The organism is Amycolatopsis keratiniphila, from assembly GCF_000400635.2.
GTDB classification, from domain to species: Bacteria; Actinomycetota; Actinomycetes; order Mycobacteriales; family Pseudonocardiaceae; genus Amycolatopsis; species Amycolatopsis keratiniphila.
In genome coordinates this window covers 7812411-7837340 of sequence record NC_021252.1, presented here as the reverse complement: position 1 = coordinate 7837340, position 24930 = coordinate 7812411, and the positions used below count along the sequence as shown (strand labels likewise).

The window sequence follows — 24930 nt, the reverse complement described above, 5'->3', positions numbered from 1 at the left end:
TTCACCAACGGTGGTTGTCGGGCATTGATCCTACGTGGGCTGCTCGGCGTCCCACGCGGGGTCGGTCGGAGCATCCTCGCCGGGCCATCCGGTCACCGGATCGATGGCCATCGAGTTCACCGACGAAACCTGGTTCCCGCCGCCGCGTTTCGCCTGGTACATGGCCGCATCGGCGCGGGCGAGGACCTGCTCGGCCCGCTCCTGCGGCCGGAGCGAGACAAGGCCGACGGAGAGGGTGACGCCGTGCGAAAGATGGTGCGGCAGAGATGCGACGGCATTCACAGAACGACCCAGCGCCTGCTTCGCCGCGGACGCCGGAGCCCCAGGTAGAAGCACGATGAACTCGTCTCCGCCGTAGCGGGCGACGACGTCGTCGCCGCGCAGGGCGTCGCGCAGCGTGCTCGCGATGACACGGAGCACGTTGTCACCTTCGGCGTGCGACTGCTTGTCGTTCACGTCCTTGAATCCGTCGAGGTCGACCAGTGCCACCGCGAGCGGCTGGGCGTCGGCGGACGACGCCAGCGAACGCAGCTTTTCGTCGAGCGCGCGCCGGTTCGGCAAGCCGGTGAGCGGATCCTGCAACGCCTGCTGGGTGATGGCGCCGTGCTCGGCGGAGAGCCGCTCGTGCTCCCGGCGCGCGTTGAGCGTGGCGATCTGCGATTCCCGCAGCGACCACATCTCCGTTTCCAGGATGGTCGCGTAGTCGATCAGCGACTGGCTCGCCCCGGACGCGTAGTCCGGCGTGGTGTCGAGCCTGGCCAGCTCACGGGCGAGGTTCAACCGCATCGACGGCAGCGAGCCCTCTTCGTTGTCCTCGCGGACCTCTTTGAGCACCTGCAGCGCGTCTTCGCGGCGGCCGTCGTTGTCCAGGCAACGGGCCAGCGCGATGGCGATGATCTCGCGTTCGTGCGGGAAGACCAGTTCCGGATGCAGCAGTGAGGTCAGCCGCTCGATATGCGACGAATCGGGCGACGCCAGCGCGGCCGCGGCGGCGAGCACGCCGACCTGGTCGATCGCGGGCACCCCGGCCTTGCGCGGGAACAGCGACTCGGTGAACGGGCCCTCGGCCGCCTGGGCCATCGACGCCGCGGTGCGGAACTTGTCCGCTCCCTCGTCGTACCGCTCGATGCGTTCGAGGCGCAGGCCCCAGCCCAGCAGCATCTTGACCCGGTTGATCAGCTGGAGCGCGATCTCGTGCGGGCTCGCGCTGTCGCGGATCGCCTGCGCGGCGCGGGCGATGGCCTCCTCGGCCGCCTCGTAGACGCCCAGCTGGTTCAGCACCAGCCAGCAGTCGACCAGGGTCGTGGACAGCATCCGGTCCCAGTTGCGCCTGCCGATCTGGCGGTCCGGGACGGCGGAATCGTCGAGGATGGCCAGCGCCCTGGCGATCTCGGTGAGGGCGGCGTCCTCCTGTTTGGCGATCACCAGCCGGCGGCCGCGCATGGCGTGCGCGTCGGCCCGCATCAGCGCGAGACCGTGCCGCCGGGTGTGCGCGAGCATCTCGTCGAGCCTGGGTTCGGCTTCGGCGGCGAGACCGCGGGTGACCAGCCTGGCCGCCGCGGAGTACCGCAGCAGCTGGGCGACCAGCAGGGGTTCGCCGCGGCGCTGCGTCTCGTCGAGGAGTTCGTCGAGGCTGGTGATGATGTCCAGCTGCTCGGCGAAGGAGACGCGCTGTATGGCCGCACCGAGTTCGCGCGCGCGACCGTAGAGCCAGGCGTCGGACATCTCCGCAAGCGCCGGCCGCCTGCCACTGGTCGTCGCGTCCTCGGTCAGCCGCACACACCCCCACCGTTGAAAACGCCGCTGGTCATCTGTTCGTCTGCTCCGCCGCCAGGATTCGAACCTGAACTGTCAGAACCAAAATCTGAAGTGCTGCCGATTACACTACGGCGGATCGATCCTGGTCAGGATAGCCATGTCGGGGACGTCCACGTGCGCCCGGGGGTGGCGTCACCGTCGCGGGCACTCCACAGGGGACGAAACCTCCTGTACCGTAACTTACGGCATCGTAGGTAAGGTCACCCTTAGGGAAGCCCTGGGGGTTGCGCATAGAAAAGAAGTGACTGCATGACGGCTACCCTGGACCGTTCCCAGAAGCCCGCGAAGGGCCCCAAGCCGGTAATCGAAGGACATCGATCGAGCGGCGTGCAGCTCTCGGTCTACCTCGGGGTCATCTTCCCGCTCGCCGCGTTGCTCGCGGCCGTCCCGTTCGCCTGGGGCTGGGGACTGACCTGGGTCGACGTCGGCCTGTTCGTGGTCTTCTACGCGATCAGCGGGCTCGGCATCACCGTTTCGTACCACCGCTACTTCACGCACGGCTCGTTCAAGGCCAAGCCGTGGCTGCGCGTCGCGATGGCGATCGCCGGCAGCATGGCCGTCCAGGGCCCCGTGATCACCTGGGTCGCCGACCACCGGCGCCACCACGCCTTCTCCGACCGCGACGGCGACCCGCATTCGCCGTGGCTGTTCGGGACGACACCGGTCGCCATCGCCAAGGGGTTCTGGCACGCGCACATGGGCTGGCTGTTCGACCGCGACCAGAGCAACGCCGAGCGGTTCGCGCCGGATCTGCTGAAGGACCGCGCCATCAAGAAGGTCGACGACCTGTTCTGGCTGTGGAGCCTGCTCACCCTGGTGCTGCCCGCGATCCTCGGTGGACTGATCACCTGGTCGTTCTGGGGCGCGGTGACCGCGTTCTTCTGGGCCGGGCTGGTGCGGGTCTGCGTGCTGCACCACGTGACCTGGTCGGTCAACTCGGTCTGCCACATGATCGGCGAGCGCCCGTTCGCGGCCCGCGACAAGTCGGCCAACTTCTGGCCACTGGCGATCTTCTCCTTCGGCGAGTCGTGGCACAACCTGCACCACGCCGACCCGACCTCGGCGCGGCACGGTGTGCAGCGCGGTCAGATCGACATTTCCGCGCGGCTCATCTGGATCTTCGAGAAGTTCGGCTGGGCCTACGACGTGCGCTGGCCGACCCCGCAGCGCCTCGCGCGCATCGCGACCGAAAGCAAATAGCGAGGTCGCGTTAGTCTTCTGCGATGGCGGGGAGAAGGCGGACCAAACGTGAAGCGGTCACCGGGGCGCGTCCTGTCGCCCCGGTGGCCCGGGTGCGGATGACGGGGACCGAGCGCAGACAGCAGCTGCTCAACGTCGCCAGGGCCCTTTTCGCGGAGAAGGGTTTCGAAGGAACGTCCATCGAGGAGATCGCGCACCGCGCGAACGTCTCCAAACCGGTGGTGTACGAGCACTTCGGCGGCAAGGAAGGCATCTACGCCGTCGTCGTCGACCGCGAGACGCAGCTGCTGCTCGACCGGATGGTCTCCACCCTCCACGGTGGACACCCGAGGGTGATGCTGGAGCAGGCGGCGATCGCGTTGCTCTCCTACGTCGAAGACTCGCACGACGGCTTCCGCATCCTGGTGCGGGATTCGCCGGTCGCGAGTTCGACGGGCACGTTCTCGACGGTGCTGAACGACATCGCCAGCCAGGTCGAGCACATCCTCGCGCAGCAGTTCGCCGCCCGGGGCTACGACGAGAAGCTGGCCGCGCTGTACGCGCAGGCGCTCGTCGGGATGGTGGCGCTCACCGGGCAGTGGTGGCTCGACGCCCGGAAGCCGAAGCGCGACGAGGTCGCCGCGCATCTGGTCAACCTGGCGTGGAACGGTCTGTCCAATTTGGAGCACAAGCCGAAGCTGCGGCTGCACTGAGAGCTGCGTCGCGCCGCCGTAACGTTTCCCCGGTGCCGAGCGCTAGCCCCCGTGGAGATCAACTACCTGGGGGAAGCACCGTGGAGAACTATCCCGCGCCCGCCGTCGAGCAGATGGTGCCGCAGAAGAAGAGAACGTGGCTGAAGCCCGTCATCCGCTTGGGCATCTTCGGCGTCATCGCCCTGATCGCGTTCTTCGTCGCGAATCCGTTCACGGCGTCGAGCACCGAGGTCGGCGCTTGTCTCAAGGGCGACGTCAACAACGCCGACAGCGTCGAAAAGTCCGAATGCGGAACTCCGGACGCGAATTTCAAGGTCGTCGGGAAGCAGGAGAACAAGTCGGAACTCGGGCTCAGGCTCTCGGGCGGATCCGAATGCGACGACTATCCGACGACCGACGCGTACTTCTTCCAGGGAAAGCGCGGGGCCACCGACGGCACCTTGCTCTGCCTGGAAGACCTGAAGAACCCGGGCGAGCGGGCGCCGGTCGTCGGTGACTGTCTGCCGGATGGCGTGGTCGACGCGAAGAAGCTCACGAAGGCGGATTGCGCGACAGCGCGGTACAAGGTCCTCGCCATCGAGAAGAGCGCGACCTTCCTCATCGACGGCAGCACGGTGTGCACCCAGGTGCCGTCGACCGACGAGAAGATCCAGTGGCAGCGGTCCGGCGGCACGCTTCCTCAGTCGCGGGTGCTGTGCCTGGACGACCTCAAGAAGTAGCGGTCAGCGCAGGAGGCCGGTCTCCCGCAGGTGGTCGAAGATGATCTTTCCGACCGCGGAGACCCGCTCCCTGTCCTCGTGACCCAGCCACGCGATTTCCTCGATCTCGCTGCTGGGCGTGGGGGTTCCGCTGAATTCGGCGAAATAGCAGGTCGTCCGGACCACGAGACCTGACGCGTGGCCATCGGCTTGAGCCTCGAACGATCCGGCGGGCTTTATGGTCGCCGGATCGATGTCGACGTTCAACTCTTCGCGGACTTCGCGGACCAGTGTCTCCGCGTCGGATTCACCGGGTTCACGCTTGCCGCCGGGTAGGTAGAACACGGTTTTGCCACGCGAACGGGCGCCGAGGACACGGCCGTCGTGGAAGTGCAGCCAGGCGATCTTGTCGATCATGGTTCAGTCCAGTGCGGCGGCGGTCTCGGCGGTCGTGAGCACTTCGCCCAGCCGCGGGAACACCTTCGTGATCGCCGATTCGTGCGAGATCGCGGCGATACCCGCCATCGCGTCCGAAACGGCGATGGTCTCGTAGTCGTGGTCGATCGCGGCCCGCAGCGTCGATTCGACGCCGTATTCCGTGGCGATCCCGGCGAGCACCAGTGTCTTCACGCCGAGTCCGCGCAGGAGTTCGTCGAGTCCGGTGCGGTAGAACGCGCCGATCGTGTTCTTGGTGATCAGGTGCTCGCCCTCGCGAGGCGTCAGTTCGGCGACCAGTTCACTGCCGGGCGGCTGCTCGTCGACGTTCGGCCGATGTGCCCGCACGTGGACGATCGGCGAGCCGGCCGCGCTGAAGGCGTCTCGCAGCAGGACTGCGTTCGATACGACTTCGGTGCCTTCGATCGGGACGGTCTCCAGCGCGACGATCCGGGTCTGGAGGTCGATCAGGACGAGCGCCGTCGTCGCCGGGTCGATCTTCGTCATGGGGGAAGCCTAGTGGCCCTGTGCTGCGGACATGGGGCAGAGCAGGGAAGTAGTGGTCACCGGCGGCGGAACGGGAATCGGCTACGCGTTCGCGGCGCGGGGTGACCGGGTGACGATCACCGGGCGTCGCGAGCAGTTCCTCACCGAGGCCGCCACGTTGCTCGGCGCGCGGGCGGGAACACCGACTTCCGCAACGGGCGGGCCGGGGACCTGAAGTCGTTCGCCGCGAACTGGCAGGCCAATCTCGACGCGAACGTGTTCACCGCCGTGCTGAGCGCCGGGCGTGGCTGATCGGCAAAACGCTGACCAAACGCGCAGGCGAGCCCGCGGACGTCGCCGAAGTGGTCGCGTTCCTGGCGAGCCCGGAGGCGCGGCACGTCACCGGGCAGGTCGTCCACGTCAACGGCGGCGCGCACCTCGGTCGCTAAGCGCCGGGCGTGACCTTCAGCAGTTTGTCGTCCTGGCCTTCCGAAGTGGTGATGTAGAGGGCGCCGTCCGGACCGCTGCGGACGGCGCGCAGCCTGCCGAACTTGTCGTCGAACTCGGGCGGCAGCGTCACTTCGGTGACCTTGCCCGCGTCGTCGAGGCGGAACAGCAGGAGTTTCTGCCCCTTCAGCGCGGTCACGGCGAGCGAACCTTCGAGCGCTCCCCATTGCGATCCGGCGAGGAACTCGGCGCCGCAGATCGCTTCGGTGATCTCACCGGTCGTCCACAAAGGACTGACGGCGTCCGGGAAGCGCTGCTTGTCGGTCATCGGGACGCTTTCGTCGTAACTGGTCTCGGTGCCGCCCTTGGACGGGTCCCAGCCGTAGTTCCCGCCCGCGGTCTCCAGATTGACCTCGTCGTCGATGGTCGGCCCGTGCTCCGCGGTGAACACCTGCCCGGTGCCCGGGCGGACCGTGACGCCCTGGACGTTGCGGTGCCCGTAGGTGAACACGCGCTGTTCGTTCGGGTTCGCGGATTTGGCGAACGGGTTGTCCGGCAACGCGTTCCCGGTTTTCGCGTCGATGCGCAGCACCTTGCCGCCGAGGCTCGTCCGGTCCTGCGGGTGCTGCGGGCGGGCGGTGTCCCCGGTGCCGACGAGCAGCGCGCCGTCCGCGCCGAACGCGGGCCGGCAGCCGGAGTGCCTGCCGCTGGGGTTCACCGGCAGTCCGGTCAGCAGGTCCTTGACCTTCGTGGCGCTCGCGCCGTCGTCCGAAAGCCGCCAGGTGACCAGCCGGATGTCGACGGCCTTGTCGCCCTCCTTGTGGGTCTGGCAGGTGATGAACTCACGCGACGTCGCGAAGTCCTTGCTGATCACCATCCCCATCAGGCCGCCTTCGCCGCGCACGTGGACGTCGGAGAAGTCCGCGGCGACGTCACGCTTCGCGCCGCCCTCGATCAGGGCCAGCTTCCCGGGGCGCTGGGTGACGAGGATCTTCCCGTCCGGGAGGAAACCGACGTCCCAGCCGTGTTCGAGCCCGGCCGTCACCTGCTCGACCTTCAGCTTCGACACCGCGGGCTTCGAGGTGACCGGAGGTGCGCTCTGCACCGTCTCGCTCGACGCCCCGGAACAGGCCGTGACCAGCAAGGACAGGGAAGCGAACGCGACGACGGCGGAAGTGCGCATGACATCAGCATGCCACCGTGCTCAACCGCCCGCGCGAACCAAACCGCTTTCATAGGCGAACACGACCGCGTGCACACGGTCGCGCAGCGAGAGCTTCGAGAGGATCCGGCCGACATGGGTCTTCACCGTCGTCTCCCCGATGTAGAGCTTCGCGGCGATTTCGGAGTTCGTCAGGCCGCGTGCGATGAGCGAGAGGACGTCCTTCTCGCGTTCGGTCAGCGTTTCGAGCCGCGCACTCTCACCGGAGTCCCGGTCGTCGGCCAGATAGCGGTCGAGCAGCCGTTTAGTCACCGAAGGGGAGACCATCGAATCGCCGCGGAGGACGCCCCGGATCGCCACGAGGATCTCGTCGGCGGGCGCGTCCTTGACGAGGAAGCCGCTGGCACCGGCACGCAGCGCGGCATACGCGTACTCGTCGAGGTCGAATGTGGTGATCATCAGGACCCGGGTGTCCGGAAGCGACCGGCAGATCCGCTCGGTCGCCGCGACGCCGTCGAGCACGGGCATCCGGACGTCCATCAGGACCAGATCCGGCCGCAGCTTCTCGGCGGCTTCGACCGCTTCGGCTCCGTTGGTCGCTTCGCCCGCGACGGTCAGGTCGTCCTGGCTGGTGACGATCATCCCCATCCCGACCCGGACCAGCTCCTGGTCGTCGCAGATCAGCACCTTCACCGCCGTCATCCCGCCTCCACCACCAGATTCGCGGCGACCCGGTAGCCACCGTCGCGGGTCGGTCCGGTGTCGAGGGTGCCGTGGAACATCTCGACGCGCTGGGTCATGCCGGCGATCCCCCGGCCGGACGACGGGAGCCGCGGCGCGACGGGCTCGCTCCCACCCGTGTTCGTCACCTCGATCCGGACGTTCCGGCGGTGCCCACCGTGGCCGAAATCGATCTCGACCTGGCCGCTCGCATCCCCCGGCGCGTGTTTGATCATGTTGGTCAGCGACTCCTGGACGATGCGGTACGCCTGCAGCGCGGCGCTCGGTGGCAAGCCCTCCGCGTCCCCGATGACCTGGAGATCCACGTCCCGTCCGCTCGCGCTGACCTGCGCGACCAGGTCGCGAAGCTCCGCGACGGTCGGCTGCGGGCTTCGGGCTGCTTCGCCGGCGTGGAGGACCTCCAGCAGACGGCGCAACTCGGCGAGCGCGTCCCGGCCCGCCTTGCCGATCGTGTCGAGTGTCCGGTCGACGACCTCGGGATCCTTGTCGCGCATGAGTTTCGCGCCCTCCGCGTTGATCACGATGACGCTCACACTGTGCGCGAGGACGTCGTGCAGTTCGCGGGCGATGCGGGTGCGTTCCTCGGCGACGGCGGCCCGGGCGCGGGCCTCCTGTTCGGACGCGGCCAGCTCGGCCTTCGTCGCTTCCTCCGCCGAAAGCCGTTGCCGCGCACGGAAGAACTCGCCGAGCGCCCAAGCCGCGACGTGCAGCGGGATCGTCGCGCCAATGGCGAGCCAGGTGCCCTGTTCGGTGGTGACTCCCCAGGCGAGACCCCACGCGACGTCGAGGGTGACGATCGCGGCGGCGATCAGCGCGGCGAACCGGCGGTTTCCCGCGCGGACCAGCGTGTAGAGCGCGACGGCCATCGCCAGTTCGCCGCGGCCGCGGTCGTAGGCCCAGAGCTCCGTGGCGTACTGCGCGGTCACCCCGGCGACGATCAGCACCGCCACGATCTCGGGATGACGCCGCCGCCAGAGCAGCGGGAGGAGGAAGAGGAACGGCACCAGCAGGACGGCCTTGGGGACGGACGACGATCCGGTCGGCGCGAGGAAGACGAACCACGCGTACAGGGGAAGGTCGGTTACCCAAGGGCGGGCGCGGAGCCGGTCGAGCAGCCTTTGCACCGTTCGAACGTAACCCCGCCCGGCACGGGAGCGCGTCGTCCTGGGGTACTCCCGGGGTCCTCCCACGGGAGGACGAAACCGGCCGGCGAAGCCGACGCGGGGCCACAAAGGCCGTTCCTAGCGTCGGGAACATGTCGATCACCAGGGAATTCCTCCGCCATCCCGTCCTGACCGGAGCCGTCGCGGCCAGCTCCCCGAAACTCGCGGAGGCCATGACCGCGGGCCTCGGGCTGGAGAGCGCCAAGCTCGTCGTCGAGCTCGGCCCCGGGACCGGGGTGTTCACCGGCGCCGTCGTCCGCCGCCTGCCACCGGGCGCGCGGCTGATCGCGGTCGAGATCAATCCGCGGCTGGCGCGGGAACTGCGGTCGCGGCACGGGGATGTCGAGGTCGTCGAGGGTTCCGCCGAGAATCTGCTTTCGTATGTGGACGAGGCCGCCGACGTCGTGGTCTCCGGGCTGCCGTGGACGGTCATGCCCGGTGAACGGCGGCTGCGGATCCTCGACCAGGTGACGGAGATCCTCGCCCCGCACGGACGGTTCACGACGTTCGCCTACGCGCACGCGGCCTGGACGACGCCAGCCCGGCGGTTCGCCGCAGCGCTGCGGGACCGGTTCGCGGTGACCGGCCGGACCCCGTTGGTCTGGCCGAACCTGCCGCCCGCCTTCGTGCACCGCGCCGCTTTGCCGCAGAAGACGGGGAGGCGACTTGGACAGCCTGTTACGGCCGCTTCTTGAGTCGCCGCCCGCGCTCGTCTACCTCGTCTGCGGCACGCTGATCTTCCTGGAAACCGCGCTGCTGCCGGGAATCGTGCTGCCGACGTTGTCCAGCCTGCTGCTGATGGGGTTCCTCGCCGGACGGGGCACGCTCGACCTGCCACTGGCGTTGACGGTCGCGATCGGTGCGGCCGTGGCGGGCGACCAGATCGCCTTCCTGGAGGGGCGGAGGCTGGGGCCGCGGCTGCGGACCATGCGGATCGGGCGGCGGTTCGGCCGGGATCGCTGGGACCGCGTGGAGCGGGCCGTCGCCCGGTACGGCGTGCCGGCCGTGATCGCCGGCCGTTGCCTGGCCGGGGTGCGGACCGTGCTGCCGCGCGTCGCGGGAGCGGCGGAGATGCCGTACCGGCGGTTCGTGCCGGGCAGCGTCTGCGCGGCCGTGCTGTGGGCGTGCGCCGAACTGTTCCTGGGCCACGCGGGCGCCTGGATCAACGGGTGAGGATCGCCGCCGTCTCGGCGTCGGCGGGAAGGAAGGTTTCCAGTTTCAATTCCGAAACCGTGACGTCGGCCGCGGTCGCGAACGTCGTGATGGCCGTGATCAGCCGCAGTTCGCCCGCCGAAGTGGACAGGCGCATCGGCACCGCGAAACCGAGGTGATCGGGCCCCGGCGGGCCGGGAGCCGGGACGTAACCTTCTAGTTCGGTCAGCAGTGCGGTGAGCCGCTCGTCGGGCGCGTGCGCGATCTCCTGCGTCAACCGTTCCAGGATGTGCCGGGCCCAGTCCGCGAGGTTGCGCACTCGCGGCGCCATCCCCTTCGGATGCAGCGCGAGCCGCAGGGTGTTGACCGGCTCCTCCAGCAGCTCCGGTGCCACGTCCTCCAACAGCAGGTCGAGCGCGTCGTTGCGGGCGACGAGCACGCCGTAGCGGTCGACCACGATGGCCGGATACGGACGGTGCCCGTCGAGCAGCCGCCGCATACCGTCGAGGACCGGCCGCAGGCTCGGATCGTCCAGTTCGGTTTCGGGGAAACCGGGGGCGAACCCGGCCGCGAGCAGCAGGCCGTTGCGTTCACGCAAGGGCAATTCGAGCGATTCGGCGACGCGCAGCACCAGGCCGCGGCCGGGGATCGACCGGCCGCCTTCCAGGAAACTCACGTGCCGTTGCGTGGTCCCGGCCCGGATCGCCAGCTCCAGCTGGGAAAGCCGTCGTCGTTCGCGCCAGCCCCGGAGCGCGGGGCCGAATCCGGAAACCATGGCCGCCATCTTGGCCGAGACGCCGGCGGCGTCGCCATTCCCTCGAAGGAATTGAGACGATTCCCCGCCGCGGAGAAGCTTCCGGCATGAAATACGGTCTGGTCGTCCCCACTTATCGGTCCATCCTCGACGCCGGGCGCACCGCGCCGGAAATGGTCGCCATCGCGGTCGAAGCCGAACGCCTCGGCTTCGATTCGGTCTGGGTCGGGGACACGCTCGCGAAGGCGCCCATCGATTCCTTGACGTTGCTCGGCGCGTTCGCCGCCAGAACCGAGCGGGTCACCCTCGGCACCGCCGCGCTGCTGCCTGCGTTGCGGGATCCGCTCCTTTCCGCGAACGCGATCCTCTCGCTCGACCTGCTCAGCCAGGGCCGCGTCACGCTCGGCGTCGGTGCCGGATTCGCGGGTCGCAGCGAACCCGAATTCGCCTTCACCCGGGTCCCGTGGGAACGCCGCCGCGCCCGCCTCGACGACATCGTCGCGTTGTGGCGGCACGTCTGGAGCGGGAAGAGCGGTCCGTTCCACGGCGACGTGCTGCACTACGACGCCCTGCCGGAGTACCCGGAACCGCACCGTCCCGGTGGCCCGCCGGTGTGGCTGGCCGCCTTCACCCCGGGCGCGCTGAAGCGTGCGGGGCGGCTTTACGACGGCTGGTTGCCGTACCCGCCCGACGTCGCGGACTACACCGACGGCCTCGCGAAGATCCGCGAAGCGGCCGTACGTCCCGTGACACCGGCTTTGTTCGCGACGGTGCTCATCGAGGAGGACCCGATCAGGGCACGAGAGCGGCTGGAGGACTACGCGCAGCGGAACTACGGTGTCCCGCTGGACTTCGTCGAGAAGATCCAGATGCAGATCGCGGGCAGCCCGGAGCAGGTCGCCGGCCGGTTGCGCGAATACCGGGACGCGGGTGCCGAACACGTGCTGATCCGCATCGCGACGCAGGAACCGGCCGAGTTCGACGAGCAGCTCCCGAAGGTCTTCGACGCCCTGCCCCGGTAATCGCGCGGCGGACTGTCGGTGCCCCCACGTAGGCTGGGACGGTGACAAACGCTCCATTGTCCGGACTCCTTCATTCCATCCTTCCCGATCCGGCCCTTCGCGGGGTCGTAGAGCGGGCCGGTGCCCCGGTGCTCGAACTCCAGGGCGCGATCGCCACCCGCCAGCTGGTCGCCGGTGCCCTCGCCGCGGACGAGGGCGCCGGCCGCCCCGTGCTCGCGGTGACCGCGACCGGCCGCGAGGCGGACGAATTGACCGCTTCCCTGAAGTCGTTCCTCGGCGAGGGCGCCGTCGTCGACTTCCCGTCCTGGGAGACGCTGCCGCACGAGCGGCTGTCCCCGCGGGCGGACACCGTCGGGCGGCGGCTGGAGGTGCTGCACCGGCTCAAGACGGGCGCCGACGACCTGCGCGTCGTCGTCGCGACCGTCCGCAGCCTGATCCAGCCGATGGCGCCCGGGCTCGGTTCGCTCGCCCCGATCGACCTGGTCGTCGGCGAGGAGCAGAGCTTCGAAGGGCTGCTGGAGCGGCTGGTCGAGCTCGCGTACACGCGCGTGGACATGGTCGAGAAGCGCGGCGAGTTCGCCGTGCGCGGCGGCATCCTCGACCTGTTCGGGCCGACGGCGCAGCATCCGGTGCGGGTCGAGTTCTGGGGCGACGAGGTCAGCGAGATCCGCGCGTTCGCGGTGTCCGACCAGCGGTCGCTGCCGGGCGAGATCCAGCACGTCAGCGCGCCGCCCTGCCGCGAGCTGCTGCTCACCGAGCCGGTCCGGGCGAAGGCCGCCGAGCTCGCGACGACGTACGAGGCCGACGCTCAGCTCACCGAGATGCTCACCAAGCTCTCCGGCGGGGTCCCCGTCGAGGGCATGGAGGCGCTCATCCCCGTGCTGTGCGAGGGCGAGCTGGACCTGCTGACCGACGCGATGCCCCAGGGCACGCACGTACTGCTGGCCGATCCGGAGAAGATCCGCGCCCGCGCGGCCGACCTGGTCCGCACCGGGCAGGAATTCCTCGAAGCGTCCTGGACCACGGCCGCCGCGGGCGGTCAGGCGCCGATCGATCTCGGCGCGTCCGCGTACCGGGATCTCGCGGAGATCGCGAAGCACGCTCAGGAGACGAAGCGTCCTTGGTGGACGCTGACGCAGCTCGCGAGCGACGATCCCGACGTCTACCGCGTCTCGATCGAGGCCGCGCCGAACTATCGCGGCGAGGTCGAGCGAGCGACGACCGATCTGCGCGCCCACACGGCCGCGGGCGGGACGGCCGTGCTCGTCGTCGCCGGGCACGGCACCGCGGCCCGCGCCGTCGAGCAGCTGTCGGCGGGAGAAGTGCCCGCGTCGCTCGCCGAAGGCATCACAGGTCCGCTGACGCCGGGCGTCGTGACGGTGACGTGCGGCGGTCTGTCGGACGGTTTCGTCTCGCCGGAGCGCGCCCTCGTCGTACTGTCCGAATCGGACCTCACCGGCCGCGGCTCTGGCGCCGGGACGTCCACAAAGGACTTCAGCACCAAGATGCCGTCGCGGCGCCGCAACGCCGTCGACCCGCTCGCCCTCAAGGCGGGCGACTACGTCGTGCACGACCAGCACGGCATCGGGCGGTTCGTCGAGATGGTGCAGCGCACCGTCGCCGGCGCGACCCGCGAGTACCTGCTGCTGGAGTACGCCTCCTCCAAACGCGGGCATCCGGGGGACCGGCTGTTCGTCCCGACCGACCAGCTCGACGAGGTCTCCCGCTACGTCGGCGGCGAGCTGCCCACGCTGAACAAGCTCGGCGGGTCGGACTGGAAGAACACCAAGGCCAAGGCGAAGAAGGCGGTCAAGGAGATCGCCGCCGAACTCGTGCAGCTCTACGCCGCGCGGCAGGCCGCGCCGGGGCACGCGTTCGCGCAGGACACCCCTTGGCAGGGCGAACTCGAGGACGCCTTCCCGTTCACGGAGACCAACGACCAGCTCGCCGCGATCGACGAGGTCAAGGCGGATATGGAACGCGGCGTCCCGATGGACCGCGTCATCTGCGGTGACGTGGGCTACGGCAAGACCGAGATCGCGGTGCGCGCGGCGTTCAAGGCGGTGCAGGACGGCAAGCAGGTCGCGGTGCTGGTGCCCACGACCCTGCTCGCGCAGCAGCACCTCAACACCTTCACCGAACGGATGAGTTCGTTCCCGGTGAAGATCAAGGGGCTCTCGCGCTTCACCTCGAAGCCGGAGTCGGACGCCATCCTCGAACAGCTCGCTTCCGGCGACGTCGACATCGTGATCGGCACGCATCGCCTGCTGCAGACCGGGATCCGCTACAAGGATCTCGGCCTGGTGATCGTCGACGAGGAGCAGCGGTTCGGCGTCGAGCACAAGGAGCACATCAAGGCGCTGCGGACGCACGTCGACGTGCTGACCATGTCGGCCACGCCGATCCCGCGGACGCTGGAGATGTCGCTCGCCGGCATCCGCGAGATGTCCACGATCCTGACCCCGCCCGAGGACAGGCACCCGATCCTGACCTACGTCGGCGCGTACGACGACAAGCAGGTCGGCGCCGCGATCCGGCGCGAGCTGCTGCGTGACGGCCAGGTCTTCTACGTGCACAACAGGGTTTCCTCGATCGAGAAGGCCGCGAAGCGCATTCGTGAGCTGGTGCCGGAGGCGCGTGTCGTCACCGCGCACGGGCAGATGAACGAGGAGAAACTCGAAAAGATCATCCAGGGTTTCTGGGAGAACGAGTACGACGTGCTCGTCTGCACCACGATCGTCGAGACCGGGCTGGACATCTCGAACGCGAACACGCTGCTGGTCGAACGTGGTGACCTGCTGGGCCTCGCGCAGCTGCACCAGTTGCGCGGCCGGGTCGGGCGTGGGCGCGAGCGCGGATACGCGTACTTCCTTTATCCGCCGGAGGCCCCGCTCACCGAGACGGCGCACGACCGGCTCGCGACCATCGCCCAGAACACCGAACTGGGCGCGGGTATGGCCGTCGCGATGAAGGACCTGGAGATCCGCGGCGCGGGCAACATCCTCGGCGCGGAGCAGTCCGGGCACATCGCGGGAGTCGGATTCGATCTGTACGTGCGGCTCGTCGGCGAAGCGGTCGACGCGTTCCGCCGGCACGCGGGCGCGGAGACCTCCGAAGAGGAGGAGCTCGCCGAAGTCCGCGTGGATCTCCCGGTGGACGCGCACATCCCGCACGACTACGTGCCGGGCGAGCGGTTGCGGCTGGAGGCGTACCGCAAGATCGCGGCCGCCCCGGACCAGGCCGGGCTCGACGCCGTCCGCGAGGAACTGATCGACCGCTACGGCCAGCCGCCCGCCCCGGTGCGGAGGCTGCTCGCGGTCGCCGCGTTCCGGCACACCTGCCGCGCGGCGGGGGTCACCGAGGTCGCCGTCCAGGGCACGTCGATCAGGTTCGCGCCGCTGCCGCTGGCGGATTCGCAGCTGGTGCGGCTGAAGCGCTTGTACCCCAAGGCTCTCTACAAGGCGGTGACGAACACGGTTTCGGTGCCGAAGCCGACGGAGGGCCCGGCGGGTGGCCGCATGGGCGCCCCGGCGCTGCGCGACGAGGAGCTGCTGGACTGGTGCGCGAAGCTGCTGACGAATCTGATGAAGTCACCGGCGCCCGTCGCGTGAGCCGAGCTCGAATCGCGACTTATGACCTGGTTCTCTCGCCGGGGCCGGTATGAGAGGGTAGGCCCTGTGATGCGGATCATGGGGCGCCGTCGCGCGCTGGTCGGGGTTCTTGCCGGTTCTCTCCTTCTCGCCGGATGCAACGCCGGTCCCGGGCAGGTCGGTGCCGCGGTGATCATCGAGGGCAAGACCGTCTCGGTGGATCGCGTGCAGCAGCTGATCGACAAGGCCGTCCGTGAGCACCCGTACGGGCAGCAGCTCGCCCGTGAGCACAAGCTCGACCTCGTCGGCCGCGAGATCGTGCGCCAGGAGATCCTGCACGACCTCACCGAGCGCGCCGCTCAGCGGGAAGGCGTCCGGGTCGACGAGTCCCTCGTCGTGAACGCGCTGCAGAAGGACCCGCTGGCCAAGCCGATGGAGGCCAACCCGCAGGACGACCCCGCGCTGAGCGTCCAGCAGCTCGTGGCGCGGGTGCGGGACCACCGTGATGCCCTGGTCGACGCGGCGCTGCAGACCCAGCTCGCGATGAAGTACCTGGACAAGCTCACCGTCACGTTCGATTTCAGCTCGGTCTCCTCGACCGACGCCACCGGTTCCGACGCGGACAAGCTGCGCGAGCAGGCGATCGAGAAGGCCCGGAAGTTCGCCGCGTCGCCGAACGCGGCCGCCGAGCTGATCGCGCAGGACCAGCAGACCGCCGACACGCAGGCGGGCACCGGCCAGAAGCTGCCGGCGATGCAGTCGCCCGCGACCGCGGCGACCGTCCTGTTCGGTCTCGAACCCAACACCGTCGCCGCTTTCCAGCCGACACCGCAGCAGCCGCTTTGGGTCGTCGTCGTGGTGCGCGAGCGGACCGCCGACAAGCCCGTCGCATCGGATCAGGCCGCGCAGCCGACCGCTCAGCAGCTGGCAGGAGTGGGTATCCGGCTCCTGCAGCCGTACCTCGACCAGGTCGACCTCAAGGTGAACCCGCGCTACGGCGTGTGGGATGTTGTGGGCATGGACCTCGCGCCCAACGAAGCTTCGAAGAAGGGCATCGTGCTGCCTGTGCACGGTGCCGCGCCGCGAAACCCGTGACCACTGCCGTCGTCGTGATCGCCCGCGGGGCGACACTGCCCGCCGCGGCACTCCCGATCCTGCGAAGCAGCACCGCCGTGTATGCGGCTTCCGATGTCGATCCCGGCGTTTTCGGCGTGCCCGCGCTCGGTGACACACAGGAACGCGACCTCGTGCTCATCGCGGGTTCGCGCCGGGAAGCGAAGGCCGCGGCCCTGATCAGGTCGGGTGCGCGGGTGATCGAAGCGCCTGTTCCGCCGCTGGTCGAGGCCGCCGAGGTGATGGACCGCCTGCGTTCGCCGGGCGGATGTCCGTGGGACGCGGTCCAGACGCACGAGTCGCTGCGTCAGTACCTGGTCGAGGAGACCTACGAGCTGCTCGACGCGATCGAGGAGGGCGACAGGGCCGCGTTGCGCGAGGAACTCGGCGACGTCCTGCTCCAGGTGCTGTTCCACGCGCGCGTCGCCGTCGAGGACGCGGCCGATCCGTTCGGGATCGACGAGGTCGCGTCCGACCTGGTCGCGAAACTCGTCGGACGTCATCCGCACGTCTTCGCCGACGCTCCCCGGGTCGAGACCGTCAGCGACCAGAACCTCAAATGGGAAGAACTGAAGCAGGCCGAGAAGAGCCGTCAGTCCATTGTGGATGGCGTCGCCCTCGGGCAGCCCGCCGTCGCGCTCGCCGGGAAGCTCGGCCAGCGCAGCGGCCGGGCCGGGATCCCGCTCGACCTGTTCCCCGACGGCGCCGAGGCGGCGGCCCAGCTGTTCCGGGTGGCCGCGACCGCGCGCCGGGCGGGGATCGATCCCGAAGGTGAGCTCCGCGCCGTCGCGAAGCGGTTCGCGCGCGACATCCGGGACGCCGAACAGGCCGCGCGGGACGCCGGCCTGGAGCCGACGACGCTGGAAGCCGACGGCTGGCGCAAGTTCTGGCCGACCTCCTGACCCAGGCGCACAGTAGTCGTGAGTGGCGCTTCGGGTTAGAACACGAATCGCCACTCACGACCATCGGGACCTGGAAGCCCGGAAGCGCTGTGATGCGGAACACAATCGGGTGAGAACCCTTTCGGTGATCTCGGCGTCTTGCCGGGTGTGAAGGGAACGGAACCGGACGAAGAGCAGCTCGTCCGCCGCACCGCCAAGGGCGATCGCGCGGCGTTCGAGGAGCTCTACCGTCGCACGTCGCCGTGGCTGGCCGTGCGCCTGCGCCGTCGCTGCGCCGACGAACAGATCGTCGCCGAGGTGATGCAGGAGACCTATCTCGCGGTCTGGCGCGCGGCGGGCGCGTTCGCCGGTTCGGCCGTCGGCGGAAGCGCCGTCGGCTGGCTGTGGACGATCGCCGCGAGGCGGCTGGTCGACGCCTTCCGCCGCCGGGCGAAGTTCGCACAACCGCTGCCGGTCGCGGAAACGGCCGTTTCGCCCGCGGCCGAGGACGAGGCGCTGGCCGGTGCGGTCGGTGACCACGTCGGTGACGCGCTGCGACGGCTCGCGCCCGAACTCCGTCAGGTCCTGCAGGCCATGGTGCTCGACGGGCTGACCGTCCGCGAGACCGCGGTCCTGCTCGGGGTGCCGGAAGGAACCGTCAAAACCCGCGCCAGGCGGGCTCGGATCGCGATGCGGGAGGCGCTGTCGTGAACAAGGAACACGTGTCCGAACGGCTCCTCGCCGGTTACGTCCTCGGCGACGACGGCTTGGCCGGTGACGAGGTCTGGGCGGTCGAAGCCCACCTCGAATCGTGCGCGGAATGCCGGGGGAGGCTGTCCGCGATCAGCCTGCCGTCGGTGTCGGCGCTGGTGGACGACGTCTGGGCCGGGCTGGGGCCGAAACTCGCCGAAGCGGGGCCGAGCCCGATGCGGAGGCGGTGGGCGCCACGGCTGCACACCTGGGTGACGCCGGTGATGCTGCCGTGGCTGGTGATGATCCTGCTGATCCCCGCGATCGGCTTCCTGCTGGACGCGGTCGGGTTCACCGGGAGCGAGGACTACTCGTTCGTCCAGCTGTTCTCGCCGGTCCTGCCGGTGCTCGGGGTGGCTGTGTCGTGGGCGAAGGGACTGGATCCCGCGTACGAACTCGTCACTTCGACACCGAGGGCCGGTCTCTACCTGCTGCTCCGCCGGACGACGGCGGTCCTCGCCGTGGTCTTGCCGATCCAGGGCCTTTCGAGCTGGCTCGGCGGTGGCGGCTTCGGGCTCGGTCTCCTGCCCAGCCTGGCCTTCACCACCGGGACGCTCGCGCTCGGCGGGCTGATCGGGGTGGTGCGGGCGGCCTATGTCCTTTCCGGGGTCTGGGTGGCGGTGATCCTGGCGCCCGCGGTGGCTTCGCAAGGGCGTGCCACCGCGCTCGAACCCCGGCTGCTCCCGGTGTGGGGCGTGATCTTCGCGGTGACCGCGGTCGTGGTGGTGCTCCGGCGGAGCGTCTTCGGCCTGCTCACCGGATCCGGACGATGAACGAAGGGGAGAACATGATGCGTGCTGTCGGGGCCGCGGAGGTCGCGCCGACGACCTACGCGTGGCAGATCAAGGCGGAGAGGCTGAAGGTCCGCGTCGGCAAACGCAAGTTCGCCGTGAACGGGCTCGACCTGGAGCTTGGCACGGGGGTGCACGGTCTGCTCGGCCCGAACGGGGCCGGGAAGACCACGCTGATCCGGGCACTGGCGACGGTGCTCCGGCCGGCGGAGGGAGGGCTGGCGCTGCTCGGTGAATCCGTCGGGGGGTTCACCGATCAGCGCCGCCTGCGCCGCCGGATCGGCTATCTGCCGCAGAATTTCGGCTTCTACAAGCGATTCACCGTCCGCGAGTTCGTCGAGTACATCGCCTGGCTGAAGGAAATGGCGGGAGAGGACATCCCGGCGGCGGTGCAGCGGGCGATCGAACGCGTCGGCCTCGCCGATCGCGCCGACGAGAAGATGAAGACGCTGTCCGGCGGAATGGTGCGGCGGGTCGGGATCGCGCAGGCGATCGTGAACGATCCGGACATCCTCCTGCTGGACGAGCCGACCGCCGGACTCGATCCGGCGCAACGCGTGCGGTTCCGCGAGCTCATGCAGGAACTGGGCCGGGACGCCTGCGTCGTCGTCTCGACGCATCTCGTCGAGGACGTCGCGACGGCCTGCACCGACGTCGTCCTGTTCGGAAACGGGAAACTCGTCTTCCAGGGCACTCCGGACGAACTGGCCGCGGCCGGGAGCGAGGAGCACGTCGGCGACAGCCCGATCGAGCGCGGCTATTCGGCGCTGCTGGGGCATGAGCCGGGGAAGGGGAACTGGTGAACACGCGCGTCCTGCGGACCGAAGCCCGCCGTTCCATCGCCCCTTGGGCCACGCTCGCGATCCTCGTCGTCGCGTTCGGTTTCCTCTATTCGTTCAGTGGCCCGTGGACGAAGCCGCCGCTCGCCTGGGACGAGCACTGGACGCACGCCGCGGAGTGGAGCCGGTTCCTGCTGGTGTTCCTGTGGCCGATCGCGATCGGCGCCGGGGTCGTCCAAGGCATGCGCGACAGCCGGTCCGGCACGGTCGAACTCATGACCACCATGCCGCGCCCCGGCTGGCAGCGGGCCGCGAAACTCGCCGGTGCGCTGGGCGGCCTCCTGGCGCTGGGCTTCCTGCTGATCTTCGCCGTCGGTGCCGTCCAGTCCGCTTTCAACGGCGGGTTCTTCACCTTCGGCTGGCTGCCGATCGTCGTGGTCGGTGTGCTCGCGATGCTCGCGGGTGCCTGGATCGGGCTCGGGCTCGGCCGGTTGCTGCCGCATCCGCTGACCGCGCCCGCGGTCGCCGTCGCCGCCTTCGTGATCGTGCTCCTGTTCCAGTTCGCCGGGGCGGAGGGCAGCGTGCTGGCCGGAATCGTGCCGTTCCGGATCTCCTTGCTCTCTCCCGCGATGGACGTCGTCAGGGATCCGTTCGACACCACGTCGGGCTCGATGGATCTCGGGCAGGGGGTCTGGCTCGCCGGACTGGCCGCCACCGGATTCCTCCTGCTGGCCGCCCGCTCCAAGCGGGCGAAGTGGCTCGCCGTCGTCCCCGCCCTGGCGGCGGTGGTGATCGCCTTGCCCGTTCTTCCCGGCAGCACGGCCGAAGCCGAGGTGTCCGACCCGGCCGCGACCGAGATGGTCTGCGACGGCCCGGTCTGCGTTCCCCGCATGCTCGAAGCCGAACTGCCACGCCTCGCCGCGCCGGGCAAGGAAGCGTTGCGGCTGTTGGGAACCTTGCCGGACGCGCCGGTGAAGGTCGCGGCGCTGGACCGGCGGCTGGGCTACGACGAGGTGCCGCCGCGTGCCGCCGACACCGTCTACGTGGACCTGGTGGATTGGTCCATCCGTTCGGTCCTGAATTCGGACGACATGACGCGGACGCTGGTCGCCGGCTCCGGGACGCCGACCTGTTACAGCCTTCAAGGCGTCAACAAGTCCTTTTTGGACGAACTCACCGCGCGGTCGATCTCGTCGAGCTGGTTCCTCGGCGAGTGGAAGGTGACCGGGGCTTCCTGGCTGAGCGACGACACGAAGAACGAGGTCGTGCGGAAGTGGGAGACCTTCCGTGCCCTTCCGCCCGATGTGCAGCGGGAGCGGATCGTCGCGCAGCGGCAGGCCGGCTTGACCTGCCAAGGCAACCAGCTCGACGCCCTCCTCGGCGGCGCCCGATGAGGTGGGCGGTGCTGTACGCGCGGTCGCGCGCCATGCCCGCGTCCTTCGCGGGGCTGGCGGTGAGCATGGCCGCGATCTGGTTCTTCGCACGGGACCACTGGACGAGGTTGCCGGTCTCCCTGGCGCTCCTGGTGGCGATCTCGGTGACCGCCATCGGCCTCAGCGGGCAGGACGCCGACCTCGACCGGACCGCCGCGATCCGCTGGGCACCTCGTCGCGTTTTGCATCTCCTGCTGATCGGCGGCCTCGGCGCCGGTGCCGCGCTGCTGCCGCGGCTGTGGGAGGCGGAGCGGGTCCCGGTGGAGATCATCGTGCGGAACGCGGGCGGGTTGCTCGGTCTCGCGGGGATCGCCGCGGTGTTGTTCGGCGGGGCCTTCGGGTGGACGTTGCCGCTGTTCGGCTTCGCGGTCACGTTCCTGGTCTGGGCCACCACGTCGAGTGCGGACGGCGCGCATCTGGTGGTCACCTGGCTCTTCCAGCCCGCCGGTGTCGCGGAAGCCACGTGGACCGCCGTGGTGCTCGCCGTGGCGGGCCTGGGGAGCTACGCGGTCTTCGGTAACCGCCGCTGAAATGTCATGAAAGGGTCGTTCCTGACGTTTTTCGTCAGGAACGACCCTTTCATGACATCCGAAGGGCTCAGACGTCCCGGTTGTGCGGAACGAGATCGAGCGGATCGTGGTCCGGATCGTCGACACCGAGGCTGATGATCCGCGACGGGTGGATCCGGATCACCGCGCCGTCGAAATGCCCGTCGGCCGTGCGGGCACCGGTGAGCGCCTCGGCCCGGCCGCGGATCTCGAGGCAGCGGATCCTCGGCGGGTCCTGTGAAGGCATGTCGTCCACCACGAACGCGGCCTGTCCGTTCGCGGCCACGTTCCGGAACTTCTTGCTCTTCGCCAGTTCGTAGCCGGTGATGTCGATGGTCTTGGTCTCGGTGTTGTAGGCGTAGCCGACCGGGCTGACCTGCAGTGTTCCGTCCGGCTGCGCCGTCGCGAGCCGTCCGAGCCCTTGGGTGGCGAGGTAGTCGAGTTCCGCTTCACTGAACATGGGGCCAGTGTCCGACCTCCACTTGACTGGAGGTCAACTGCTTTCACCGCGGTCCGTGAGACCGGTTTCCCAGTCGACTTCTTAAGCCGAATGGGTCATCGCCCGGAAGTGTGGCGAAGTAACCTGACCGGGTGGCTGAAACCGCCCAGAGCACCGAAGCGCCGGAGCACCCTGCCCGCCCTCTGCCGCCGTACGTGCCCAGGCTCGCCTTCGCGGGCGGGCTCGTGCTCACGGGAGTGGTGCTGATCATGACGGTCGGGGTGAACCGGCCGGCCGGTGAGGAGCCGCCTCCGGCACCTCAGCCCCAGCCCGCGCTCGCGGTCCCCGATCAGAAGCCGCAGCCCGGGGTGGCGACACCGCGCGCCGGGCTCGCCGCGCCGCCCGACCGGCCCACCGTTTCCGACGCGGCCGAATTGGAGACCTGGGCGAAACGGGTGGCCGCGAAGACCCGGCTCCCCATCGCCGATCTGTCCGCCTACGGCCGGGCCGAGATGTGGCTCCGACGGCAGAAGCCGGGCTGTCATCTCTCATGGGCGACCCTCGCCGGCATCTCCCACGTCGAGACGGCACAGGGCAGGCCCGGCCCGATCACGCTCTCGCCCGAGATCTGGGCCAAGCACTCCGCCCGGGCCAGGAGCGACGGCAAGCAGCCGGATCCGAAGGACCTCGACGACGCCGCCTTCGCCACCGGCCGCTACCTCTGCGCCGCCGGAGACGACGTCGCCACCCCGGACGGCTGGTGGAAGTCGATGCGGGTGTTCAACCCCGCGGTGCCCTACGTCCAGGAGGTCTTCAGCGCGGCCGACACCTACGCGGACGCCAGCGTCGCGCCCTGATCTTCGAGCACCAGATCGAAGTTGAGCGCCGACGCCATCCGGTAGGCGTCGCCCGCCGCGACGACGAGCTGCGCCATCGGATCGACGACGTTCCCCGCCGCCCAGACCCCGTCCACGTTCGTGCGCCCCTGCGCGTCCACCGCGATCGAGCCGCTCTCGGTACGGGCGCAGCCGACCTGGGCGAGCAGCCGGTCGTGCGGGACGAACTTCGGGCCGACGAACACGACGTCGCGTTCGACGAATTCGCCGTCGACGAGCCGGACACCGGTCAACCGGTCGTGTTCGACGGCGAGCTCGGACACCTTCCCGTCGACGATCCGGATGCCCAGCCCGGTCAGCTTCGCCCGGTCTTCGGCCGAGATCTGCTGGGTATGCGTGAAGAAGGTCAGGTCCTTGCTCCACTGCCAGACGATCAGCGCCTGGTGGATGGCCTTCTCGGACGTGGCGAGCACGCCGAACCGCTGATCGCGCACCTCCCAGCCGTGGCAGTACGGGCAGTGCAGCACGTCGGTGCCGAAGCGTTCCGCGACGCCGGGGACGTCCGGCAGTTCGTCGGCCAGCCCGGTGGTCACCACGATCCGGCGACCGCCGACGACCCGCCCGCTCGCCAGTTCCACCGCCTTGTCGTGCCGCAGCCGGTGGACGACGTCGTCGATGATCTCGACGCCGTACGCGCGGACTTCGTCCCGGCCTATCTCCAGTAGTTCTTTGGGCGGGATGCCGTCCCTGGTCAGGAAACCGTGGGCGTGCGCGGCGGGCGCGTTGCGCGGGGTGCCGCCGTCGATCACGGCCACCTTGCGCCGTGCCCTGCCCAGCACCAAGGCCGCGCTGAGCCCCGCCACGCCGCCACCGATGATCACCACGTCGAATTCGTTCATGGTCCCGAGCATCCGGATTTCTTCGAGGATTGGCAAAGTTCATTGCCGATTTGGCAAACTGGGGGCATGGAGGACATCGAACGGCGGCTCGCCGAGGTCGGCCCGAAGCTCAAGGCCCTGCGCAAGGAACGCGGCACCACCCTCTCCGCGCTCTCGGAGGCGACGGGGATCTCCGCCAGCACGCTCTCGCGGCTCGAATCGGGGACGCGGAAGGCCACGCTGGAGCTGTTGCTCACGCTCTCGGCGGCGCATCAGGTCCCGCTCGACGAACTGGTCGGCGAACCCGAACCCGCCGATCCGCGGGTCCGGATGAAGGCGCAGAAGTTCGGCCGGTTCACCGCGTGGGCGCTGACCGCGCAGCCGGGCCAGCCGCAGGCGTTCAAACTGCTGATCCCGGTCGAGGACATCGAGCCGGTGCAGCGCACCCACGAGGGCTACGAATGGATGTACGTCCTCAGTGGACGGTTGCGGGCGTTGCTCGGCGATCGCGACTTCACGATGGGTCCCGGCGAGGCCGCGGAGTTCGACACGCGGGTGCCGCACTGGTTCGGCAGCGCGGGGCCGGGGCCGGTGGAGCTGCTGGTGCTCTTCGGCAAACAGGGCGAACGGGCGCATCTGCGGGCCAGGTCGAAATGAGGCGCCCGGTCAGTCGCGCAACGCGATCCGCGCGCTGACCTCGCTGATCGCTTCCAGATACTCCGGGATCGGGTGCATCGCCGAGGCGATCCGCATCTGCGCGAGCGCCTCGGTCAACCGGCCGAGGCGCTGGAGGGTCCGTCCGAGTACGAACCGCGCGTAATGATCGGTGGGATCCAGCTCCAGCACCCGGGTGAAGGCACGCTCCGCCCGCCGCAACTGTGCGGAGTGGAAGTACGCGCGCCCCGCCAGCAACTGAACGCTCGGTTTGTCGGTTTCGTGTTCCAGCAAGGGCTCGAGTGCTTTGAGGGCGTCGAGCGGTCTGCGGCTTTCGACCAGCGCCTCCGCCTGCCGGAAGGCGCGGAACCGTGACTCGCCGGACGGGTCCGGGCCGGGTTCTGGGGCGGGTTCGGCATCCATCATGGTCCGCTCCACGATACGCCTGGGCAGGGCCGATCTCGACTG

The 24930-nt window shown here is 69.4% G+C and carries 26 protein-coding genes, 1 tRNA gene and 1 pseudogene; 17 read left to right on the top strand and 11 right to left on the bottom strand.

Features of this window, described 5'->3' with window-relative positions:
* Nucleotides 1-30 precede the first annotated feature (30 nt).
* A complete protein-coding gene (locus tag AORI_RS76145; protein WP_016337303.1) occupies nt 31-1779 on the bottom strand; it encodes a GGDEF domain-containing protein in 1749 nt (582 codons plus the stop codon).
* 43 nt (nt 1780-1822) lie between these two features.
* Nucleotides 1823-1894, bottom strand: a tRNA-Gln gene (locus AORI_RS76140).
* Between the two features lie 173 nt (nt 1895-2067).
* Here AORI_RS76140 and AORI_RS76135 point away from each other — a divergent pair.
* The 3 genes from AORI_RS76135 to AORI_RS76125 all read left to right on the top strand — a co-directional run bounded on the left by AORI_RS76135 (nt 2068) and on the right by AORI_RS76125 (nt 4429).
* Nucleotides 2068-3018 carry an acyl-CoA desaturase gene (locus tag AORI_RS76135; protein ID WP_043848393.1) on the top strand — a complete coding sequence of 317 codons (951 nt, stop codon included), beginning with the start codon at nt 2068-2070 and terminating at the stop codon, nt 3016-3018.
* A gap of 98 nt (nt 3019-3116) precedes the next feature.
* A complete protein-coding gene (locus tag AORI_RS76130; RefSeq protein WP_037342446.1) occupies nt 3117-3710 on the top strand; it encodes a TetR/AcrR family transcriptional regulator in 594 nt (197 codons plus the stop codon).
* Between the two features lie 80 nt (nt 3711-3790).
* The gene (locus AORI_RS76125; protein ID WP_016337300.1) at nt 3791-4429 is read left to right on the top strand and encodes an LppU/SCO3897 family protein; all 639 of its coding nucleotides are present in this window, start codon (nt 3791-3793) and stop codon (nt 4427-4429) included.
* A 3-nt stretch (nt 4430-4432) separates the two neighbouring features.
* On the opposite strand, the gene AORI_RS76120 is transcribed toward AORI_RS76125, so the two are convergent.
* Nucleotides 4433-4825, bottom strand: a complete 393-nt coding sequence (locus AORI_RS76120) for an NUDIX hydrolase (RefSeq protein ID WP_016337299.1) — start codon at nt 4823-4825, stop codon at nt 4433-4435.
* 3 nt (nt 4826-4828) lie between these two features.
* Nucleotides 4829-5350, bottom strand: coding sequence for an isochorismatase family protein (locus AORI_RS76115; RefSeq protein WP_016337298.1), 522 nt, complete (start codon nt 5348-5350; stop codon nt 4829-4831).
* Between the two features lie 31 nt (nt 5351-5381).
* On the opposite strand from AORI_RS76115, the pseudogene AORI_RS82655 reads away from it, so the two are divergent.
* Nucleotides 5382-5778: pseudogene (locus tag AORI_RS82655) on the top strand (SDR family oxidoreductase).
* Here the strand turns inward: AORI_RS82655 and AORI_RS76105 are convergent.
* The 3 genes from AORI_RS76105 to AORI_RS76095 are packed head-to-tail and all read right to left on the bottom strand — an operon-like array spanning nt 5775 to nt 8803.
* Nucleotides 5775-6959: a PQQ-dependent sugar dehydrogenase gene (locus AORI_RS76105; RefSeq protein ID WP_016337296.1), complete on the bottom strand. Its 1185-nt coding sequence runs from the start codon at nt 6957-6959 to the stop codon at nt 5775-5777. The pseudogene AORI_RS82655 and the gene AORI_RS76105 sit on opposite strands and share 4 nt — an antisense overlap.
* Nucleotides 6960-6980: 21 nt before the next feature.
* A complete protein-coding gene (locus AORI_RS76100; protein ID WP_016337295.1) occupies nt 6981-7640 on the bottom strand; it encodes a response regulator in 660 nt (219 codons plus the stop codon).
* On the bottom strand, nt 7637-8803 hold the full coding sequence (locus AORI_RS76095; protein WP_016337294.1) for a sensor histidine kinase: 1167 nt from the start codon (nt 8801-8803) through the stop codon (nt 7637-7639). Before AORI_RS76095 ends, AORI_RS76100 begins: the two co-directional genes overlap by 4 nt.
* Nucleotides 8804-8934: 131 nt before the next feature.
* On the opposite strand from AORI_RS76095, the gene AORI_RS76090 reads away from it, so the two are divergent.
* Nucleotides 8935-9537: a class I SAM-dependent methyltransferase gene (locus AORI_RS76090; RefSeq protein ID WP_016337293.1), complete on the top strand. Its 603-nt coding sequence runs from the start codon at nt 8935-8937 to the stop codon at nt 9535-9537.
* Entirely contained in the window at nt 9509-10015 is a 507-nt protein-coding gene (locus AORI_RS76085) for a DedA family protein (RefSeq protein WP_016337292.1), read from the top strand. The genes AORI_RS76090 and AORI_RS76085 overlap by 29 nt, the downstream gene beginning before the upstream one ends.
* On the opposite strand, the gene AORI_RS76080 is transcribed toward AORI_RS76085, so the two are convergent.
* Nucleotides 10005-10769 carry a helix-turn-helix transcriptional regulator gene (locus AORI_RS76080; RefSeq protein WP_016337291.1) on the bottom strand — a complete coding sequence of 255 codons (765 nt, stop codon included), beginning with the start codon at nt 10767-10769 and terminating at the stop codon, nt 10005-10007. The two genes, AORI_RS76085 and AORI_RS76080, sit on opposite strands and share 11 nt — an antisense overlap.
* Before the next feature lie 86 nt (nt 10770-10855).
* On the opposite strand from AORI_RS76080, the gene AORI_RS76075 reads away from it, so the two are divergent.
* The 9 genes from AORI_RS76075 to AORI_RS76035 all read left to right on the top strand — a co-directional run bounded on the left by AORI_RS76075 (nt 10856) and on the right by AORI_RS76035 (nt 21637).
* Complete coding sequence (locus AORI_RS76075) at nt 10856-11770, top strand: LLM class flavin-dependent oxidoreductase (RefSeq protein ID WP_016337290.1); 915 nt, start codon at nt 10856-10858, stop codon at nt 11768-11770.
* 56 nt (nt 11771-11826) lie between these two features.
* Entirely contained in the window at nt 11827-15381 is a 3555-nt protein-coding gene (gene mfd / locus AORI_RS76070; protein ID WP_043848392.1) for a transcription-repair coupling factor, read from the top strand.
* Nucleotides 15382-15450: 69 nt separating this feature from the next.
* Nucleotides 15451-16455, top strand: coding sequence for a hypothetical protein (locus AORI_RS76065; RefSeq protein WP_043848391.1), 1005 nt, complete (start codon nt 15451-15453; stop codon nt 16453-16455).
* Nucleotides 16452-17375, top strand: a complete 924-nt coding sequence (locus AORI_RS76060; RefSeq protein ID WP_016337287.1) for a nucleoside triphosphate pyrophosphohydrolase — start codon at nt 16452-16454, stop codon at nt 17373-17375. The genes AORI_RS76065 and AORI_RS76060 overlap by 4 nt, the downstream gene beginning before the upstream one ends.
* Nucleotides 17376-17522: 147 nt before the next feature.
* Entirely contained in the window at nt 17523-18065 is a 543-nt protein-coding gene (locus tag AORI_RS76055; protein WP_016337286.1) for an RNA polymerase sigma factor, read from the top strand.
* The gene (locus AORI_RS76050) at nt 18062-18877 is read left to right on the top strand and encodes a zf-HC2 domain-containing protein (protein WP_016337285.1); all 816 of its coding nucleotides are present in this window, start codon (nt 18062-18064) and stop codon (nt 18875-18877) included. Before AORI_RS76055 ends, AORI_RS76050 begins: the two co-directional genes overlap by 4 nt.
* A gap of 17 nt (nt 18878-18894) precedes the next feature.
* Complete coding sequence (locus AORI_RS76045) at nt 18895-19698, top strand: ABC transporter ATP-binding protein (protein ID WP_043849176.1); 804 nt, start codon at nt 18895-18897, stop codon at nt 19696-19698.
* Nucleotides 19695-21068: a hypothetical protein gene (locus AORI_RS76040; protein WP_016337283.1), complete on the top strand. Its 1374-nt coding sequence runs from the start codon at nt 19695-19697 to the stop codon at nt 21066-21068. Before AORI_RS76045 ends, AORI_RS76040 begins: the two co-directional genes overlap by 4 nt.
* Nucleotides 21069-21076: 8 nt before the next feature.
* Nucleotides 21077-21637, top strand: a complete 561-nt coding sequence (locus AORI_RS76035) for a hypothetical protein (RefSeq protein ID WP_016337282.1) — start codon at nt 21077-21079, stop codon at nt 21635-21637.
* 67 nt (nt 21638-21704) lie between these two features.
* Here AORI_RS76035 and AORI_RS76030 read toward each other — a convergent pair whose 3' ends face one another.
* Nucleotides 21705-22115 carry a PPOX class F420-dependent oxidoreductase gene (locus AORI_RS76030; RefSeq protein WP_016337281.1) on the bottom strand — a complete coding sequence of 137 codons (411 nt, stop codon included), beginning with the start codon at nt 22113-22115 and terminating at the stop codon, nt 21705-21707.
* A gap of 131 nt (nt 22116-22246) precedes the next feature.
* On the opposite strand from AORI_RS76030, the gene AORI_RS76025 reads away from it, so the two are divergent.
* Nucleotides 22247-22951 carry a lysozyme family protein gene (locus AORI_RS76025; RefSeq protein ID WP_016337280.1) on the top strand — a complete coding sequence of 235 codons (705 nt, stop codon included), beginning with the start codon at nt 22247-22249 and terminating at the stop codon, nt 22949-22951.
* Here the strand turns inward: AORI_RS76025 and AORI_RS76020 are convergent.
* Complete coding sequence (locus AORI_RS76020; protein WP_228688248.1) at nt 22924-23829, bottom strand: NAD(P)/FAD-dependent oxidoreductase; 906 nt, start codon at nt 23827-23829, stop codon at nt 22924-22926. The genes AORI_RS76025 and AORI_RS76020 overlap by 28 nt on opposite strands.
* 66 nt (nt 23830-23895) lie before the next feature.
* On the opposite strand from AORI_RS76020, the gene AORI_RS76015 reads away from it, so the two are divergent.
* Entirely contained in the window at nt 23896-24465 is a 570-nt protein-coding gene (locus tag AORI_RS76015) for a helix-turn-helix domain-containing protein (RefSeq protein ID WP_007028810.1), read from the top strand.
* A 9-nt stretch (nt 24466-24474) separates the two neighbouring features.
* On the opposite strand, the gene AORI_RS76010 is transcribed toward AORI_RS76015, so the two are convergent.
* Entirely contained in the window at nt 24475-24888 is a 414-nt protein-coding gene (locus AORI_RS76010; protein ID WP_016337278.1) for a tetratricopeptide repeat protein, read from the bottom strand.
* Nucleotides 24889-24930 lie beyond the last annotated feature (42 nt).

Bases quoted from the DNA above. Each gene is read 5' to 3' on its own strand.
- AORI_RS76135 (WP_043848393.1), top strand. From the start codon at position 2,068: ATGACGGCTACCCTGGACCGTTCCCAGAAGCCCGCGAAGGGCCCCAAG.
- AORI_RS76105 (WP_016337296.1), bottom strand. From the start codon at position 6,959: ATGCGCACTTCCGCCGTCGTCGCGTTCGCTTCCCTGTCCTTGCTGGTC.
- AORI_RS76080 (WP_016337291.1), bottom strand. From the start codon at position 10,769: ATGGTTTCCGGATTCGGCCCCGCGCTCCGGGGCTGGCGCGAACGACGA.
- AORI_RS76130 (WP_037342446.1), top strand. From the start codon at position 3,117: ATGACGGGGACCGAGCGCAGACAGCAGCTGCTCAACGTCGCCAGGGCC.
- AORI_RS76115 (WP_016337298.1), bottom strand. From the start codon at position 5,350: ATGACGAAGATCGACCCGGCGACGACGGCGCTCGTCCTGATCGACCTC.
- AORI_RS76015 (WP_007028810.1), top strand. From the start codon at position 23,896: ATGGAGGACATCGAACGGCGGCTCGCCGAGGTCGGCCCGAAGCTCAAG.
- AORI_RS76030 (WP_016337281.1), bottom strand. From the start codon at position 22,115: ATGTTCAGTGAAGCGGAACTCGACTACCTCGCCACCCAAGGGCTCGGA.
- AORI_RS76010 (WP_016337278.1), bottom strand. From the start codon at position 24,888: ATGATGGATGCCGAACCCGCCCCAGAACCCGGCCCGGACCCGTCCGGC.
- AORI_RS76090 (WP_016337293.1), top strand. From the start codon at position 8,935: ATGTCGATCACCAGGGAATTCCTCCGCCATCCCGTCCTGACCGGAGCC.
- AORI_RS76065 (WP_043848391.1), top strand. From the start codon at position 15,451: ATGCGGATCATGGGGCGCCGTCGCGCGCTGGTCGGGGTTCTTGCCGGT.
- AORI_RS76075 (WP_016337290.1), top strand. From the start codon at position 10,856: ATGAAATACGGTCTGGTCGTCCCCACTTATCGGTCCATCCTCGACGCC.
- AORI_RS76120 (WP_016337299.1), bottom strand. From the start codon at position 4,825: ATGATCGACAAGATCGCCTGGCTGCACTTCCACGACGGCCGTGTCCTC.
- AORI_RS76100 (WP_016337295.1), bottom strand. From the start codon at position 7,640: ATGACGGCGGTGAAGGTGCTGATCTGCGACGACCAGGAGCTGGTCCGG.
- AORI_RS76045 (WP_043849176.1), top strand. From the start codon at position 18,895: ATGCGTGCTGTCGGGGCCGCGGAGGTCGCGCCGACGACCTACGCGTGG.
- AORI_RS76020 (WP_228688248.1), bottom strand. From the start codon at position 23,829: ATGAACGAATTCGACGTGGTGATCATCGGTGGCGGCGTGGCGGGGCTC.